Genomic DNA, 18115 nt, shown 5'->3' with positions numbered 1-18115 from the left:
AAATAGGTTATTTAAATTTTAGATAGGTAAGCCTACCTGTTTAATTTTGTAGCTGCGCAGATGGAAATAGAAAAATCTTTGTACGACAATCTCCAAGAATTCTTCGGGTTTGATACTTTTAAAGGAGACCAAGAGGCAATTATTACTAACATTCTAAATAAGAAAGACACCTTTGTCATCATGCCTACAGGAGGCGGAAAGTCGATCTGTTATCAATTGCCTGCATTAATGAGTGCGGGAACGGCAATCGTAATTTCACCTCTTATCGCTTTGATGAAAAATCAAGTGGATCAACTGAGAGCATTTGGAGGTACAGATAGTATTGCTCATTTTTTGAACTCTTCGCTGACTAAAGGTGAGATTACTAAAGTTAAGGCGGATGTTATTGAGGGGAAAACAAAATTGCTTTATGTTGCTCCAGAATCATTGTCGAAAGAAGATAATGTACAGTTTTTGAAAAATATTAAGGTCTCGTTTGTCGCTGTGGATGAGGCGCATTGTATTTCAGAATGGGGACATGATTTTAGACCTGAATATCGCAAAATAAGATTAATTATAAATGGCATCGGGGAAAATATTCCCATTATCGCATTGACCGCTACGGCGACTCCAAAAGTGCAGTCAGATATTCGTAAGAACTTACAGATGAATGACGCTACGTTGTTCAAGTCTTCTTTTAATAGATCGAACCTGTTTTATGAGGTTCGTACAAAAAAGAATGTAGTTAAGGAAATTGTTAAGTTTATCAAAGGTAATAGTGGAAAAACTGGTATTATCTATTGTTTGAGTCGTAAAAAGGTAGAAGAGATTGCCGAAGTCTTAAATATAAATGGGATCAAAGCCTTACCCTACCACGCAGGACTTGACGCAAAAACACGAGCTGAAACACAGGATAAATTTCTAATGGAGGATGTTGAGGTTATAGTGGCTACAATTGCTTTTGGAATGGGAATTGATAAGCCGGACGTCCGGTATGTCATACATCATGATATTCCTAAGTCTATGGAAGGGTATTATCAGGAGACAGGAAGAGCAGGGCGTGATGGGGGGGAAGGGGTATGTGTGTCTTTCTACTCTAAGAAAGATGTTGAAAAGCTGACTAAGTTTATGAAAGATAAGCCTGTTTCTGAACGAGAAATAGGGACACAAATTCTTAAAGAAGTTATTGATTATTCTGAATCGTCTGTTTGTAGACGTAAGCAGATCCTACATTACTTTGGTGAAAAATTTGACGAAACGGGCTGTAATAATATGTGCGACAATTGTCGAGCTCAGAAGACTTATTTTGATGCTGAGGATAATTTAGTGAAAGTATTGAATTTTATTAAGGAAGAAGGGGATAAGTTTGATGATCATCATATTATCAATGTGTTCTTGGGGCAAAATAACCAACCTATTTCTTCTTATAAACATGATGAGCATGCGCTTTTTGGAACAGGTAAGGAGCAGGGGGTAAACTATTGGAATTCTCTGATAAGACAGGCTGAATTAGCTGATTTTGTTAAAAAGGATATTGATCACTATGGGCTGCTTACATTGACTGAAGACGGTAAGCGTTATCTAAACAATCCGTATTCATTGAGGTTTATTTTGAATCGACCGATGGAGGCTGCCGATGACGATGGAGTTGAAGAGCCTAAGCAGGGATCTGGAGCGTTGGATACGGATCTGTTGGTCATGTTAAAAGACCTTCGTAAAAAAATTGCAAAGCAAAAGTCTCTGCCTCCGTTTGTTGTTTTTCAAGATCCATCTCTAGAGGAGATGTGTACACATTATCCAGTTACCATGGAGGAAATGAAGCAAATCCATGGAGTCGGAGCAGGAAAAGCTTTGAAGTTTGGTTCTTCCTTCGTGGAATTGATAAAGAATTATGTGGAAGAAAAGGGTATCGATAGACCCCAAGACTTAATCGTAAAAAGTACAGCGAATAGATCGGCATTAAAAGTTAGTATTATTCAAAATATAGATCGTAAAATCGGCTTAGAAGATATTGCTTTGTCGAAGGGTATAAGTTATGAGGATTTATTGAAGGAAGTGGAGTCGATTGTGTACTCGGGGACAAAGTTGAATATCGGTTATTTTGTCGATGAAATGATTGATCAGGACAGGCAGGATGAGGTGTATGATTATTTCAAAACCGCTGAAGTAGATTCTATCAAGAATGCACTTTCTGAATTGGGAGAGGAAGATTATTCCTACGAAGATATCCAATTGATGCGTATTAAATTTATATCAGAATTAGGAAATTAAAATAATAAGATGATTAATAAATATTTGCCAGAAATTAAGAATGGTAATTCCACCCAATTCTTTTTGATGGCTGGGCCTTGTGCTATTGAAGGAGAAGATATTGCTCTTCGTATTGCAGAAAAAATAGTAAATATAACTGACTCACTAAATATTCCTTTTGTTTTTAAAGGTTCTTATAGAAAGGCTAATCGATCTAGAATAGACTCTTTTACTGGAATAGGGGATGAGAAAGCGCTTAAAATATTGGAGAAGGTAGGTCGTGAATTTGGGGTGCCTACGGTGACGGACATTCATGAAAGCCATGAAGCGGCTATGGCAGCGGCATACGTCGATATTTTACAAATTCCTGCATTTTTATGTCGTCAAACCGAGTTGCTGGCAGCAGCAGCGGAGACGGGTAAGGTCGTTAATATAAAGAAAGGACAATTTCTTTCTGCGGAATCGATGGCATTTGCCGTAGATAAGGTAAAAGATGCAGGAAATGAAAAAGTCATTTTGACAGATCGTGGAAACTCTTTTGGCTATCAAGATTTAATTGTGGATTTTAGGGGTATTCCTGTAATGCGTTCATTCCAAGTTCCTACGGTGATGGACTGTACGCACTCTTTGCAACAACCTAACCAGACCAGTGGAGTAACAGGAGGAAAGCCAGCACTGATAGAGACTATAGCGAAGGCCGCAATTGCAGTGGGGGCGGATGGGCTTTTTATAGAAACTCACCCTGATCCGGCAAATGCGAAATCGGATGGAGCCAATATGTTACATTTGGATTTGTTAGAAGGATTAATGAAAAAATTGACAAGAATCCGGGAGGCCATTGGTTAAAGACGCATATTTTTTTAGTTCAAATAACAAAGGCGCTTAAATAAGCGCCTTTGTTATTTGAAAAGTACGAGTTGTGGTATTATTTCAAATAATCTTATAGGTTTATGATAAAAAATACCTTTATTTACAGAAATAAATGACAATTATAACACGACTAGACCTTATTGATGGAACAGCTTATTTCTACAGTCTCTAGCTATGTATGGAGCGATTTTTTTATTTATTTCTGTTTACTTATAGGGCTGTATTTTTCAATACGAACAGGTTTCCTACAAGTTCGCTACCTCAGGGATATGGTGAATTTGTTGTTTAAGAAAAAGAAATCTAATGAAGGCATATCTTCTTTTCAAGCATTCGCTCTTGCTATTTCTGGACGTGTGGGGACTGGTAATATTGTGGGGGTGGCTACAGCTATATTTATGGGAGGTCCAGGTGCCGTTTTTTGGATGTGGGCAATTGCGTTCTTAGGATCAGCTTCCGCTTTTGTCGAATCGACTCTAGCTCAGGTCTATAAGCAGAAAGAAGGAGATGAATTTAGAGGGGGACCTGCATATTACATAGAGAAGGGGCTGGGTGTCAAATGGTATGCTGTTTTGTTCGCGATAATAACCATTATAAGTACAGGTTTTTTGCTGCCTGGGGTACAGAGTAATGCGATCAATAGTACGATTACAAATGCATTTGATTATTCGAATAGTGTCGTCTCTTTAGGAGGTACTGATTGGACGATTAGCTGGGTGGGAATTGCAGTGGTTCTTCTTTTGACACTTATTATTGTGGGAGGAGTAAAGCGCTTGGGGCAAGCCTCTGAATTTCTTGTTCCTTTTATGGCGGGTGCCTATATATTGATGGCTTTGATTATTATAGGAATGAATTTTACAGAGATTCCAGCGATGTTTAAGTTGATCTTTAGTTCGGCATTTAGCATCGACGCTACATTTGGCGGTGTTGTGGGGATGGCTATAGCGTGGGGAGTAAAGCGTGGAATTTATTCGAATGAAGCCGGTCAGGGCACGGCTCCTCATGCAGCTGCGGCTGCCGATGTCAGTCATCCCGCCCAACAGGGATTGGTTCAAGCCTTTTCGGTGTATGTAGATACGTTATTTGTCTGCACAGCTACTGCTTTGATGATTCTATTTACAGGTATGTATAATGTTGCAGAATCCTTCGACCAGTCTGGACATGCAGTCGCATTGTTGAAGGAAAACTTACCGGGAGTTGCTGCGGAAGGTTTTACTCAAGCTGCCGTTTCTCACCATTTTCCTGATTTTGGTAACCAATTCGTAGCTATAGCTTTGTTTTTCTTTGCCTTTACGACTATTATGGCCTATTATTATTATGCAGAGACTAATGTGGCATATATAATTAAAGGGAGAAATAAGAAAGGTGTTATTTGGGTATTACGCGTTGTTTTCTTGTTTTCTACTTATTTTGGAACTATAAAAACAGCAAAACTAGCTTGGGATTTAGGTGATATCGGTGTGGGATTAATGGCCTGGGTGAATTTAATAGCTATCGTCCTGATGAGCAAAACGGCGATGAAAGTATGGAAGGATTACTTGGAAAAGAGGAAGAAGGGGATTGAAGACCCAGAGTTTAATCCAAAAGAGCTGGGGATAAAAAATGCCGATTTTTGGGAAAGATAAAAAATGGGCTGAAAGTTTTTTAGTCCATTTTTTATCTTAATACCTTTATTAGCCACCAATGCAGGTAGTAGCAAATATCAATACAAATGCTACGAATAGTAGCAATAAGAAAGTAGTATATGATAGCTTTCTCATAGTGTTAAGTTTAATTGTAACGCTTTATTAACCTTACAAACAATGTGCCACTAAGTTGGGTAGATCGGATTGCATCGTTGAAAATGTGGCTTATGAATTGTAGTTTTGTAGCCAAATAAAAAAGGATAATGGATAAAGAAGAGGGTAAAGCGACTAAAGCGTGGGCATTATTGCCATTGATAGCATTTGTATTAGTTTATTTTTCGATCTCCATCTATCTTCAGGATTTTTATGCTTTGCCTGTGCTTGTTGTTTTTATCCTGTGTCTTTTTATAGCCTTTCTTCAATATCCTAAAAAGCCATTTTCCGAAAAACTCAAGCACTTTTCTGTAGGGTCTGGCGACGAGAATATATTAGTAATGATTTTGATCTTTCTGTTGGCAGGCGCGTTCGGTGGTCTTTCCAATGCAATTGGTGCTATATCTTCGACGGTGAACTTTGCTCTAACTTATATTTCACCTCGTTTTATCATTACCGGAATTTTTTTGATTTCTTGTTTTATATCTGTTTCTCTAGGTACATCTGTAGGAACTATAGTCGCATTAGCTCCAATTGCGGTGGGTTTTGAAGAGCATATTCCTGGAATAATGCCGATGGCATTGGCCGCTGTAGTAGGAGGAGCAATGTTTGGTGATAATTTGTCCTTTATTTCGGATACCACTATTGCTGCCACACGAACCCAAAATGTCGGAATGCGTGATAAATTTAAAGTGAACTTTGGGATTGTGTTTCCGGTCGCTGTATTAGTTGCGGTGATTTATTACTTTCTTGGAGCTCAGTTTGAACAACATATCCGTACTTTGGAGATGCAGGACTATCAATTGATTAAGATTGTTCCTTATGTCGTGGTCTTTGTTTTAGCTTTATTCGGGCTCCAGGTTATCTGGACATTAGGTATCGGAATATTGGTAGCATTGTTTGTGGGGATATGGACTAATGAAGTTACTCTTTTAGAAAGTGTTTCTAGTATTAATACAGGGCTGGCAAGTATTTTTGAACTCAGTCTGCTGTGTTTAGTTATAGGTGGCGTTGTTGGAATAATACGTTTTAACGGTGGTATTGATTATTTATTGAACACTGTTCTTCGGCGGATAAAATCGCCGAAAAGTGCAGAGTTAGGAATTGCTACATTAACAGCCATGGTGAATCTTGCACTCGCTAATAATACTATCACTATTGTTATTATAGGACCTTTAGCTAAAGAGATTGGTGATAAATTCTCTTTGGATCCTAAGCGAGTGGCGAGTATTTTGGATACTACTTCTTGTTTTGTACAAGGAATCATTCCTTATGGAGCTCAGATTTTAGCCGCCTTAGCTGCTGCTGCCGTTTTAGAACAGGGCACAGGAAATGCAGGACTATCTCCTTTCGAGTTGATACAATATTTATATTACCCGTTTTTGACCGGGGTAGCAACATTATTGTTCATATTTTTTTCTAGAACTAAAATGAATGTTAAGACCTAAGTAATAAAAAAAGGGTGAGCTTTTCAAAACTCACCCTTTTTTTATTACTTAGGTGTCTAGAAACAGATTAATGTTTAAAATGTCTCACGCCTGTTGTTACCATAGCTATGCCTTTTTCATTGGCCATGTCTATTGATAGTTGATCTTTGATGGAGCCCCCTGGTTGTAATACTGCTGCGATTCCAGCTTCCGAAGCAATCTCTACGCAATCAGGGAAAGGGAAGAAAGCATCAGATGCCATAGAAGAACCTTTTAGGTCAAACCCAAAAGCATTAGCTTTTTCAATAGCTTGTTTTAACGCATCAACGCGTGACGTTTGACCTACTCCTGAGGAGATCAGTGTGCCATTTTTTGCAAATACAATGGTGTTGGACTTGGTGTGTTTTACAATTTTATTAGCAAAGAACAAATCTTCTAATTGTTCCGATGTAGGAGCGGTATTGGTCACCGTCGTCATTTGTGACGGCCCTTCTACGGTGTTGTCTTTGTCTTGCAAAATTACTCCATTTAATAAAGTCTTGAATTGTTGGCTTGGCAACTTAATATCTTTACGTCGTAGAATGATTCTGTTTTTCTTTTCAGTAAGGGTGTTGATAGCCTCTTCTGTATAATCTGGTGCAATTAATACTTCAAAGAATAGATTGTTGATTTCTTTTGCAGTATCAGCATCTACAGTGCCGTTTGTTATTAATACACCTCCGAAAGCAGATACAGGATCGCAAGCTAGCGCATCTATCCAAGCTTGTTTTACAGTTGGACGAGAAGCTACACCACAGGCATTCGTATGTTTTAATATGGCGAAGGTAGGCTCTTGGAATTCATCTACAATAGCAACAGCTGCATCGACATCTACTAGGTTGTTGTAAGAGAGTTCTTTGCCATTTAGTTTATCAAACATAGCTTCCAAGTCACCGAAAAAGACGCCTTTTTGGTGCGGGTTCTCTCCATAACGTAACACCTGTGCTTGTTGTTCAGATTGCTTGAAAACCTCTAGCGGTTCAGTTTGATTGAAATAATTGAATATCGCTGTGTCGTAATGCGAAGATGTATTGAACGCGCGTTTAGCAAAAGATTTACGTTGTTCTAGGCTGGTTGTTCCCTCTTGATTAGCCAGTATTTCTTCTAGTTCTTTGTAGTCATTTTTAGAGGATATAATAACTACATCGTTGAAGTTTTTCGCTGCTGCACGGATTAAAGAGATTCCGCCGATATCGATCTTTTCGATGATATCTTCGTCAGATGCTCCAGAAGCTACTGTTTCTTCAAATGGATAGAGATCCACGATGACCAAGTCAATCTCTGGAATTTCAAATTGTTCCAATTGCTTTTTGTCATCTTCTAATGGACGACGAGACAAAATACCTCCGAATATTTTAGGATGTAAAGTCTTAACACGGCCGCCAAGAATGGAAGGGTAGCTTGTTAAATCTTCAACACGTTCTACGCCAACTCCTAAATCACGGATAAAAGCTTCCGTACCGCCTGTAGAGTAGAAAGTAACTCCGTATTTGTTTAAAAGTTGGATAAGAGGTGCAAGGTTGTCTTTGTAATAAACAGAGACTAATGCGTTTTTGATCTTAACAGGATGATTCATTGTTTTTTTTCTGAAAGTGTCAGTCTTCCCATCATCTCGAATGTGTTGTGCACAAGAGGAATGGAAAGATTTAATTTAAAGTTGCAAAGGTACAAAATTAAGTGTTTAATCCCTATGCTTGTGAAGTAATTAAAGGAGAAAAAGAAATAAGCACTATATGACTATAGGCAAGGAAGGAGAAGGTGATTAAGGAGCGCTCCATTACTGAAAATAAGCGCTCCTTAAGCTATAGTTTAATTGTATTTTTTGATTAGTCCTTCTAGGACTTTAGGGTAGTGCAAATGCTCTAACTGTTGGCCGTTGAACTTTAATATTTCTAAGGTGTCTCCCTTTTCGACACGGAATCTTCCTTGATATATAATTTCCCCTTCGTCAAAGTTTTCATTGACGAAATGTATGGTTATGCCATGTTCCTCATCTCCAGCTGCTAACACCGCTTTGTGTACGCGGTCTCCATACATTCCTTTTCCTCCGTGCTTGGGCAAGAGACTTGGATGGATATTAATGATTTTGTTCGGAAAGGCGTTTAATAAATTTTGAGGCACAAGCCAAAGAAATCCAGCTAGAACGACTAAGTCTATTTCTAGTCTTTTTAGTAAAGAAACAATTTCATCTGTTTGATAAAAGTCATGCCTATCAAAAACGTGTGATGGAATTTCAAAATTATCGGCCCGTTGTAAAACGTAGGCTTCTGGATTGTTACTTAATACTAAAGCGACTTCCGCATCATCAGAGTACTTAAAATGTTCCATTATCTTTTGTGCATTGGAACCTGAACCCGAAGCAAAAATTGCTATTCTTTTTTTCATGGAATAAATTGTTCTTTAACGTATTGATGCAGTTATATGTGTAAATATCCCAAACTTAACTAAAAATCTTGGTATTTGCGGTGTTGTGCCGAAAAAATGAGTTTATCATCGTCAGTGCTTGATAGCATTACTTATGTTCTATAATGGTATTCAATATTTTTCGGCTTATTTCATCAACAGATAGTGCTGAATTAGCTAAGACTATAATGGCTGATTTGGTATCCGGAACTATCGCAATAAATGTTGAGCTTCCGCCGGTTCCACCATTGTGCCAGTATTGTACCACATCGTTTACCATATTCATATGCCAAGCCAAGCCTATATCGGTAGAAGGCGGGAGATAGTAGGTGAATTGTCTGGTAAGGGCAAGTGCTTGTTCCAATTGGGTCTCTGGCATCTTGAACTGAATTTTAATAAATCGAAGCATATCTGTTATTGTCGATTTTAGTCCCCCTGCACCAACAAATACCTGCCATTGCCATACAGGGGCTTCTGTCCCTGTAGCGTTGTAGACTTTAGTAATCTGTTGTGTTTTAGGATTTACTTTTTCTAAAGTATTGGATAAGCTTAGTGGAGTCGTTATAATATCAGCGACACATTGGGAGTAAGATTTTTTCGCAATAATAGAAATAAGCTCGCCCAATAAGGCGAATCCCGTATTGCTGTATTCGAATTTATCACCAGGGAGGTCATCCCGTTGTATGTTTTTTAAATAAGAAAATAGCTCTTTACGGCTATACTGTGCGTAGGGATCTGATGCCGAAAATTTAGTGGATTTCTCCAGATTGTCGGGCAACTTAGGTAATCCTGAAGTATGGTTGGCTAATTGTTTAAAAGTTATTTGTTGTAGATATTGATTTTGAGCAACGGAATCGGGCAAGTACTTCGAGATCGTATCCTCTAGTGTTATTATGTTTTTTTCTACTAAGTCCGCTAGGAGTGTCGCTGTAAATATTTTGGTGATTGAGCCTAATTCAAATAAGGTGTTTTCTTTTGGTAACGAAAGTGAATCACCTTTGACAGTCTCTCCATAATAGAACGTGTTTGTTTTTCCGTTGTGGATTACGCCGACTGCTAGCGCTTGTGCATTTTTCTGTTGTATATAGGTCCGTGCTACAGAATCGATATACTCATCAAGAGCATTGTTTTTCTGCACAACGGATTTTATATTTTCCTTTTTTTCTGTGCTGATCTCTTTGTCTTTGATTTCAAATAAATCGAAATGAAAAGTACTGTCTGTTTTTAAGTATAGGGAGGCTTTCTTTTTGTCTAACGTTATGTTGTACCCTGCTACGTCTTGCTGGTATGTCCCTGGAATCGCCTCTTTTATTTGTCCGAAATTATAAAAGTACTGTAATGCCATTGCAAAGCTTTGGAGCGGAATATTCTTTTGAAAGCTAGGCGTGGCCATCGCATATATAGAATCGGTTTGTTGAGTGTTGAAAAAATACTCTATCCTATTATAGACTTGTCTGTTGCTTATTTCAGCTGTTGATTGGCTCCAAGCATTGGTACTATAGCATAGTATAATTAATAGATATAAGACATATTTGATCATGCCACAAAGCTACGAAATCAACGAGTTATAATCCAATTGTTTGTTTTAGACGTGCGTATCCTGATTTGCTTATATTCACTTTATCGCCATTTAAGAGTATTCCCCTATAGCTTTCTTTTTCCATAGGTTCAATTTTAGCAAGTTGATCCACTTTAATAATAAAAGATCGGTGCACACGAACGAATTGTTTGGAATCCAGTTGTTTTTCAAAAGAAGACATGGTTTTGTTCTTGAGAAACATTCCTTCTTTGGTGTGAATTTTCACATAGTCATCGTATGCTTCCAGATATATTACTTGCTGTACAGGGATCAATTTGATTTGTGTTCCATTTTTAACAACAATGCGCTCGAGAATCTCTTCTTCGACTTCTTCTTGGAGGTTTTTAATGGTTTTTTGTGTCTGTGCTGTTCCATGTGCATTTCTGAATTTTTGTAGCGCTAATTTAAATCTATCCTCTGATATAGGTTTTAAAAGATAGTCAACGGCCGACTTTTCAAATGCCTTGATGGCAAATTCTTCAAAGGCAGTAGTAAATATAATATGTGGTAACTCATCCAATATCTCTAACATTTCAAAGCCTGTGAGTTTAGGCATCTGAATATCTAGAAAAACCAGGTCTGGTCGATGTTGTTGGATCGCTTTTGCCCCCTCAAATCCATCCCCGCATTCGGCGATAACTTGTATGTCACCTTCATTCTGTAGATATCCCTGGATGATCATGCGAGCGAGTGGCTCGTCATCGATAATAATTGCTTTAATCATGTTGAGGTATTTTTATAATTGCTGTGAATTTATTTTCTGTTTTTCTAACACTTAATAAATCGGTTCGTCCGTAGATTAGAAAGAGCCGACGTTGTATACTGGTCAGACCGAAGCCTGTGCCTTTTGCGTTGTAAAATTGGTCCGAATCGTAGGGGTTTGTGATTTCAATAGTCAACATATGCAACTCCAGGCTGATGTTTGTCTCTATGAGTACATCTCCTGTTACGTTGTAGAGACCATGTTTAATTGCATTTTCCATTAGAGGTTGGACAATCATGCTCGGTACTTTGGCGAATAGAACTTCTTCGGGATAGTTGAAAGTGGTATTGAGGCGATGACCAAATCTCACTTTTTCTATTTCAAGGTAGAGTTCCAGATGTTTGATCTCATCGGTTAATTGTATTAATTGCTTATCGTCCTTTCGTAAAGTTCCTCTTAAAAAATCAGATAATTGAAACGTCATTTTTTTCGCTAGATCTGGCTTTACTGTGATCAGTGCGATAATGGAGTTCAAACTGTTGAATAAAAAATGGGGTTGAAGCTGCTGCCGTAGATTATAGAGCTCGGCATCACGTACGAGTTTCTCTGATTCTTCTTTTCGCTTTTTGTTCTCCTTATATTCTTCCTGTATGTTCCAAAAAACATTGATGATCATAACACACATCAGCAGCAAGAAGTTGATGATAAATCGATAGGGTAAACGTTCGTAAAAATGATTGGTAGAGGTGGTGTCAAAAAAACGAATTAGTGAAAAAAGAGAAATTCCTAAACTCAATATTGTTAATACCGCACAGATTACGGTGATTTTGAGGTATTGATTTTTTTTAGGCATATAGAACTGCATGGAGCTGAATATAAGGTAGCAACATGCTGTTATTGCTAAGGCTCCGATCGCGGGTTCCATTGGATTTACTTTAAGCGGATGAAACTCCCACCAGAGTAAAAAATACGAAACTAGAAAGTATAAGATAAATATCGTCCACGAGCTGATGTGAATCAGCATGTTTTTTGACTTTAGTTTAAATAGAGTCGATGCCATTACTATTCTTAGCTGTTTTTTATCGTCAGACTTCCGAAAATCGAGGTTCCTGTAATGAAAAGCTTTTTGTTCTCATCAAAAACATGATTGATTATTACACGTCTATCATCACTTTCACTAAGTATTGATGAAACAGAAGGAGACACCATCCAATGTGGAGGGACAATTAGTTTTGTGCTTCCAAAAAGCTGAAATATATCAATTACAATAGGTTGGCTAAGATCAGCCTGTAATAGATTAATTTCAGTACTTCCAAAAATATTTGTCGTTGTACCCCCAAGGAAATTTTTGGAAAGCACTATTTTTTTTGCACTTCCAAATATGGAATCAATTTTTAGGTAATTTTCAGCATAGTAATAGGAATTTCGATAATACTCTCGGGAGTTGTCATTATGGGGTTGAAAGTTAAGGTTTTTATCGCTTTCATTCGGAGGTCTCTGTGAAGTGCTAGAATCCGACAAATCGATGACTCTTTTGTCCCAGTCAAACTCGTCTGTGGGATGAGGTGGGACTGATGGGGGAGGTGTCGGTATTTCTGGAGCTTTACGATTTCTATTGACAATATATATACCCAATACAATAGCTATAGCAGGGATAAGGATCTTTCCTGGATTGTATCCCATCATGTCTCTAAGTATAAAAACAGATCCGATCGTAATCAGTATAAGAGAAGATTTATTTTGAAACTTCGAATTGACACCTATGACTAAGCCAATAATCAATAATATCATTTGCCAACCCATTAGCCAGCTCGGAAAAAAATGTCCAGGGGCAATGTTTTTTAACAATAGAAATATTCCGAACAATATGACTATAGCCCCCACTGTAGTGGAACTCTTGTTATTATTTGGTGGAAGGACGGGTTTCTGTTGCATCTTCTCTCTGGTTTCCATTTTATTTTGTTTTATCTACTCCAAAGGTAATCATAGCATTGATATGAACTGACTGTTATTAGGTCTATGATTTCTCTTGTTCGGTAAATGGCTCTGTTTAGTCGGTGAAAATACCATACTTCTCATTGTATTTAAAATAAAGTGATAAAAAAAATAATTTTTTCAATAAAATTTGGATGTTTAAAATTAATTATTATATATTTATGGAATTAAAAAATAGGATTTAAACTTAAATACTTATACTAGACTAATGGGAGATTTTGAAAACAAAGAGCGTGAAGAAGTATTTTCAAAAAAGGTGAGAGCAGGAAAACGTACTTATTTTTTTGATGTAAAAGCGACGCGATCAAATGATTACTATGTGACTATCACTGAGAGTAAAAAGCGTTTTGAAGATGGTCAATTTATCAAACACAAAATATTCTTATATAAAGAGGATTTTGAGAAATTTGCAGAAGGACTGACAGACGTGGTGGATTACATCAAATCAAATCAAGAAGTAGTTGAGAAGAGATATGAGCCTAGTCAAGATGATTCTACTTACGAAAGTAATGAAGAGTTGGTGGAAAGAGGCAACTATTCTTTTTAAGCTCTCTCTTCTAAAGTAATAATAAGCCACTTTTATAAAGGTGGCTTTTTCTTTGTTTAGAAGTTTCTTTTTATCTTAACAAGACTCTGTTAAGATGAGTGTACCGGTTAACGAAAAGTCGTAAATATATTACACTTATCATTGCAAAAAGAAATATGCAATTTTCTATTTTCGTAAAACTATTTTTAACTCATACAGAAACAAACTAGGTAGAAAGAACTCATTACATTGTTGAGGACAAATACTCATAAATAATTAAATACATATAAAATATCCCTATCGTGCAGGCTGCACAAAAATGAATGAATGTAGTTTGGATATTAAATATAATAACTGAAAAATCAAATTAAATATATATGAATAGATTGTTTGGTGGTCTTTTGATCGTATCACTTTTTTTAGCACAATACTCCGTTGATGCCCAAGTGAAAAAAATGGATTTCGACGAGTCTTGGGGAAGAGGATATACAGTTACTAAAGCCATTAATGGTTATACTGGTTGGGCAGATAAAGATCATTATTTGGAGAGTGACGTGGCCGATAGGAAGATGTACAAGGTAAACGTGAAATCTGGTAAGAGGGATGTGTATGTCCCTACGCAGACAAATGATGTGCGTGTATTTGTTAAAGATAAGGATATCTATATCAAATATGGTCAAGACGTTGCTAAGCGACTAACGGATTCTCCAAATGATGAAGAGCAAAATCCGACGTTATCACCTGATGGGAAGCGTGTAGCCTTTACTAGAAAAAGCAATCTATTCAGTATTGAAGTGGCCACCGGCAGCGAGGTGCAATATACGAATGATGGAACGGATGTTATTTATAATGGGTGGTCATCTTGGGTTTACTACGAAGAAATTTTAGGACGGCCTACAAATTATAAAGCATTCTGGTGGTCTCCTGATAGCAAGCAGCTTGCTTTTATGCGATTTGATGATACTAAGGTTCCTATGTTTCCAATATATGTGTCTAAAGGGCAGAATGGTTACTTGGAAGAAACAAGGTACCCCAAAGCGGGACAGGATAACCCTGAAGTAAAAATCGGATTTGTGAAAGCTGAAGGTGCGCCAATTGTGTGGGGGCAATTTAATGAGAAAGATGATCAGTATTTTGGCCAGCCCTACTGGAGTTTTGATAGTCGATCTATAATGATTCAATGGATGAATAGAGATCAGAACAATCTGAAATTCTATGCTGTAAACCCTGTTACAGGTATCAAAAAGGAGATTTATAATGAGGTGCAATCGGCTTGGATAAATTTAGATCACGATGAGCGTATCACTTATTTAGCGGATAACAAGCATTATATCTTGAAGTCGGATAAAACAGGATGGGCACATTATTACTTGTATACACTAGAGGGAAAGCTGTTGAATCCTATTACGCAAGGAGATTGGCAGGTGACTGCACTAGCTCATATTGACGAAAAGACTAAGGTCGTCTATTTTACAGCACGTAAAGAGAATTCTGCAACTACAGATTTATATCGAGTGGATTATTCGGGAAAGAATATGAAGAGACTGACGTTTGGTGATTTTACCCACAATGTAAATGTTTCCCCGGATGGAAAGTATTTTATAACCAATTATTCAAATGTGACTACTCCTAATAAAGTGGCGCTATTAGATAACCAAGGAAGGATTATCAGAGAGTTGGCTGATTCTCGATCTACGGAGTTTAATAATTATGTAATAGGTAAAACGGAGTTTTTCACCATTAAATCTGAAGACGGAAAGTTTGACCTGCCTGTGGTGATTACCTATCCGACCGATTTCGACGAAAAAAAGGAATATCCCGTAATTATGAGTATTTATGGAGGACCAGATGCTGGAACCGTTAAAAATACCTGGAAGGGAACATCCAATCAATATTGGGCTAATGAAGGCATTATACAGATAGCATGTGACCATAGAGCTTCTGGGCATTTTGGTAAGCAGGGCGTGACCTGGATGCACCGAAATTTGGGACATTGGGAGTTGGTGGATTATATCACTATTGCTAAATGGTTGAAAGCTAAATCGTGGGTGGCTAAGAATAAATTGTTGATCACGGGACATAGTTATGGAGGGTATATGACTTGCTTAGCATTAACCAAAGGAGCGGATTATTTTGACTATGGTATTTCAGGTGCTCCTGTGACAAGCTGGGAACTATATGATACGCATTATACAGAACGTTGGATGGATACGCCTCAGGATAATCCTGAAGGTTATAAAAATGGGTCTGTCTTAAGTTATGTGAATAAGTATAAAGGTGGGTTGAGAATTATGCATGGAGATCTTGATGATAATGTACATATGCAAAATACGATTCAATTGATCGATGCACTCACTGATCGTAATGTGCCTTTTGAGCTGATGATTTACCCTGGTAGTAGACACGGTTGGAATAGATCTAAAGTTGCTTACGACTTTCGAGAAAGAGCACGTTTTTATTATCAATATCTTTTAGAAAAGCCTTTACCGAGAGAGTTCAACTAGCTTCTTTAGGAAGACTGGTGGTCGTTGCTAAAAACTATCACCAGTTTTTGATGTAATATAAAAAAAAACATCATCTTTGCACTATTATACATTAATATGTTAGCATTTTTAAAGGAGAGCACATTCAAAGCAAACGACGTGCTTTTCAGAGCCTTCAATATTTTAAAGAAACATTATGTTTCTGTGGCGGGATTGTGTTTTGTGATTTTTTTGGTAAGCCAGTTAATTGCGTTTTCAGCCTCGTATTTTGACTATTTAGAGCTTTGGTTTCGAGTGGTACTAATGTTGTTGAGTATTGTACTTTTTTTTGGATTGCAGCTGGTGTTAATTAAGCGTGCTATATTGTTGTCACAGGGAATAGAACATGCAAATCTGATGCAGTATGTACCTTCGACTAAGCAGTTTGTCAACTTCTTGTTTGGGCTGATACTTTGTTCGCTATTAGGAAGCATATTGACACTGCTGATAGGAGTACTTTTTTTTCCATTGGTATTTATGCATGTCGACAAAGACTTTATCACCTATGAAGTGGTGCCTTTTTTGTCAGCAATTGTGGGAGGAGCTTTGTTGATCCGAATTACTTTTTTTCCTTTTTTTATTTTAGAAAGAAACGTGAATTTCTTTCGTGGAGTTAAATTGAGCTTAGCCTTTACAAGAGGTAATTTTTTTAGGGTACTCACTGTTTTTTTTCTATTAGGACTGTCATCGCTCATCGCTTATTTTCTTTTGAAGATCGGTTATTGGTATATTGCAGTATTCTTTATGGGGATTAGTACATTTTTATTTATACCATTAGTTAGCCTAGCTATGGCAGTGATTTATACAGATATGATGAAAGAATACAAGGGAAGTGATGATCCGGAGTTATTTAAAAGTATAATTTAAGAAAGGATAAGTTGGAGAAGAAGAGTATTGCTATATTAGGATCTACAGGTAGTATTGGTAGACAAGCGCTGGATGTAATTAGATCCTTTCCCGATAAATTTGAAGCTTCCGTAATAACAGCTAGTAATAGCGTGGATCTATTGATTCAGCAAGCTATTGAATTTAAACCTAAGCTTGTTGTTATTATTAATGAAGAGCACTCTACGAAAGTTCAATCTGCTTTGGCACATACAGGCTGTAGAGTTTTGGTGGGAGAAGAAGCCCTTATTGAAGCAGTTGCATTTACAGGGGTAGACATTGTTCTCAATGCAATAGTAGGGGCGGCAGGGTTGAGACCAACAGTAGAAGCTATAAAGTCGGGTAAGGATATTGCTCTCGCGAATAAGGAAACATTAGTGATGGCAGGTGAATTGGTGATGGGACTGGCTCAAGAATATGATGTGAAAATATTACCGGTAGATTCCGAACATTCGGCTATTTTCCAATGTTTGGTAGGCGAGGAAAATAAAATTGAGAAAATATATCTTACAGCATCCGGAGGCCCCTTTCGAGGCAAAACGGTTGCTGAATTAGCTGATGTGACGCGCGAACAAGCTTTAAAGCACCCGAATTGGGCCATGGGTGCCAAAATTACTATAGATTCTGCGTCTTTAATGAATAAAGGATTAGAGGTTATAGAGGCTAAGTGGTTATTTGATTTGGAAGTTTCTGAAATCGATGTTATAGTGCACCCGCAGTCTATAATTCATTCTATCGTGCAATTTGAAGATGGTTCTATGAAGGCGCAGATGGGTGCCCCTGATATGAGGGTGCCTATTCAGTACGCTTTGACATATCCCAACAGGCTAAGAAACGATTTTAAGCGATTTAATTTTTTGGAACATCCAGCACTTACATTCGAATGTGCTGATATCGATACGTTCAGAAATCTTGGACTAGCGTATGATGCTTTAAAACAGGGGGGGAATAGGTGCTGTGTACTTAATGCTGCTAATGAGATTGTTGTTGACGCCTTTCTGAAAGATGAACTGTCATTTCTAGAGATGTCAGATATTTTAGAAGAGACATTATGTCAGATTAATAATGAAGAAGGCCTAGGTTTAGAGGATTATATTATTTTTGATCAGGAAAGTAGACTTGTGGCACGGGATTTAATACGTAAGTTGAGAAACTAATATTT

14 protein-coding genes are annotated in these 18115 nt (G+C 37.5%); 8 read left to right on the top strand and 6 right to left on the bottom strand.

Going from position 1 to position 18115, the window contains the following annotated elements:
- The first annotated feature begins 60 nt into the window (after nucleotides 1–60).
- From recQ to JKG61_RS07305, 4 genes are all read left to right on the top strand, one after another.
- Nucleotides 61–2250 (top strand): DNA helicase RecQ, encoded by a 2190-nt coding sequence (recQ, locus tag JKG61_RS07320; protein ID WP_202102310.1) that lies wholly within the window; start codon nucleotides 61–63, stop codon nucleotides 2248–2250.
- A gap of 9 nt (nucleotides 2251–2259) precedes the next feature.
- A complete protein-coding gene (gene kdsA / locus JKG61_RS07315; protein ID WP_202102309.1) occupies nucleotides 2260–3075 on the top strand; it encodes a 3-deoxy-8-phosphooctulonate synthase in 816 nt (271 codons plus the stop codon).
- Between the two features lie 167 nt (nucleotides 3076–3242).
- On the top strand, nucleotides 3243–4721 hold the full coding sequence (locus tag JKG61_RS07310; protein ID WP_202102308.1) for an alanine/glycine:cation symporter family protein: 1479 nt from the start codon (nucleotides 3243–3245) through the stop codon (nucleotides 4719–4721).
- Nucleotides 4722–4984: 263 nt separating this feature from the next.
- A complete protein-coding gene (locus tag JKG61_RS07305; protein WP_202102307.1) occupies nucleotides 4985–6322 on the top strand; it encodes a Na+/H+ antiporter NhaC family protein in 1338 nt (445 codons plus the stop codon).
- Nucleotides 6323–6389: 67 nt separating this feature from the next.
- On the opposite strand, the gene purH is transcribed toward JKG61_RS07305, so the two are convergent.
- The 6 genes from purH to JKG61_RS07275 form a co-directional block, all read right to left on the bottom strand.
- On the bottom strand, nucleotides 6390–7916 hold the full coding sequence (purH, locus tag JKG61_RS07300; protein ID WP_202102306.1) for a bifunctional phosphoribosylaminoimidazolecarboxamide formyltransferase/IMP cyclohydrolase: 1527 nt from the start codon (nucleotides 7914–7916) through the stop codon (nucleotides 6390–6392).
- A 233-nt stretch (nucleotides 7917–8149) separates the two neighbouring features.
- Nucleotides 8150–8725 carry a phosphoribosylglycinamide formyltransferase gene (gene purN, locus JKG61_RS07295; RefSeq protein ID WP_202102305.1) on the bottom strand — a complete coding sequence of 192 codons (576 nt, stop codon included), beginning with the start codon at nucleotides 8723–8725 and terminating at the stop codon, nucleotides 8150–8152.
- 127 nt (nucleotides 8726–8852) lie between these two features.
- The gene (locus JKG61_RS07290) at nucleotides 8853–10283 is read right to left on the bottom strand and encodes a serine hydrolase domain-containing protein (protein ID WP_202102304.1); all 1431 of its coding nucleotides are present in this window, start codon (nucleotides 10281–10283) and stop codon (nucleotides 8853–8855) included.
- Nucleotides 10284–10308: 25 nt separating this feature from the next.
- Nucleotides 10309–11046, bottom strand: a complete 738-nt coding sequence (locus JKG61_RS07285; RefSeq protein WP_021070135.1) for a LytR/AlgR family response regulator transcription factor — start codon at nucleotides 11044–11046, stop codon at nucleotides 10309–10311.
- On the bottom strand, nucleotides 11039–11950 hold the full coding sequence (locus JKG61_RS07280; RefSeq protein WP_237249404.1) for a sensor histidine kinase: 912 nt from the start codon (nucleotides 11948–11950) through the stop codon (nucleotides 11039–11041). Before JKG61_RS07280 ends, JKG61_RS07285 begins: the two co-directional genes overlap by 8 nt.
- A 143-nt stretch (nucleotides 11951–12093) precedes the next feature.
- Nucleotides 12094–12978, bottom strand: a complete 885-nt coding sequence (locus tag JKG61_RS07275; protein WP_202102302.1) for a LiaF transmembrane domain-containing protein — start codon at nucleotides 12976–12978, stop codon at nucleotides 12094–12096.
- A 250-nt stretch (nucleotides 12979–13228) separates the two neighbouring features.
- Here JKG61_RS07275 and JKG61_RS07270 point away from each other — a divergent pair, with 250 nt between their 5' ends.
- From JKG61_RS07270 to JKG61_RS07255, 4 genes are all read left to right on the top strand, one after another.
- Nucleotides 13229–13567, top strand: coding sequence for a DUF3276 family protein (locus JKG61_RS07270; protein ID WP_202102301.1), 339 nt, complete (start codon nucleotides 13229–13231; stop codon nucleotides 13565–13567).
- 356 nt (nucleotides 13568–13923) lie between these two features.
- Nucleotides 13924–16050: a S9 family peptidase gene (locus JKG61_RS07265; protein ID WP_202102300.1), complete on the top strand. Its 2127-nt coding sequence runs from the start codon at nucleotides 13924–13926 to the stop codon at nucleotides 16048–16050.
- Between the two features lie 96 nt (nucleotides 16051–16146).
- On the top strand, nucleotides 16147–16935 hold the full coding sequence (locus tag JKG61_RS07260) for a hypothetical protein (protein ID WP_202102299.1): 789 nt from the start codon (nucleotides 16147–16149) through the stop codon (nucleotides 16933–16935).
- Between the two features lie 11 nt (nucleotides 16936–16946).
- Entirely contained in the window at nucleotides 16947–18110 is a 1164-nt protein-coding gene (locus tag JKG61_RS07255; RefSeq protein WP_202102298.1) for a 1-deoxy-D-xylulose-5-phosphate reductoisomerase, read from the top strand.
- The last annotated feature ends 5 nt before the right edge of the window (nucleotides 18111–18115 follow it).

The sequence above is a fragment of the Sphingobacterium faecale genome (genome assembly GCF_016746095.1).
Lineage (GTDB): Bacteria > Bacteroidota > Bacteroidia > Sphingobacteriales > Sphingobacteriaceae > Sphingobacterium > Sphingobacterium faecale.
Note: the sequence above shows the minus strand (reverse complement) of the source record. Positions and strands in the feature narration are given on the sequence as shown.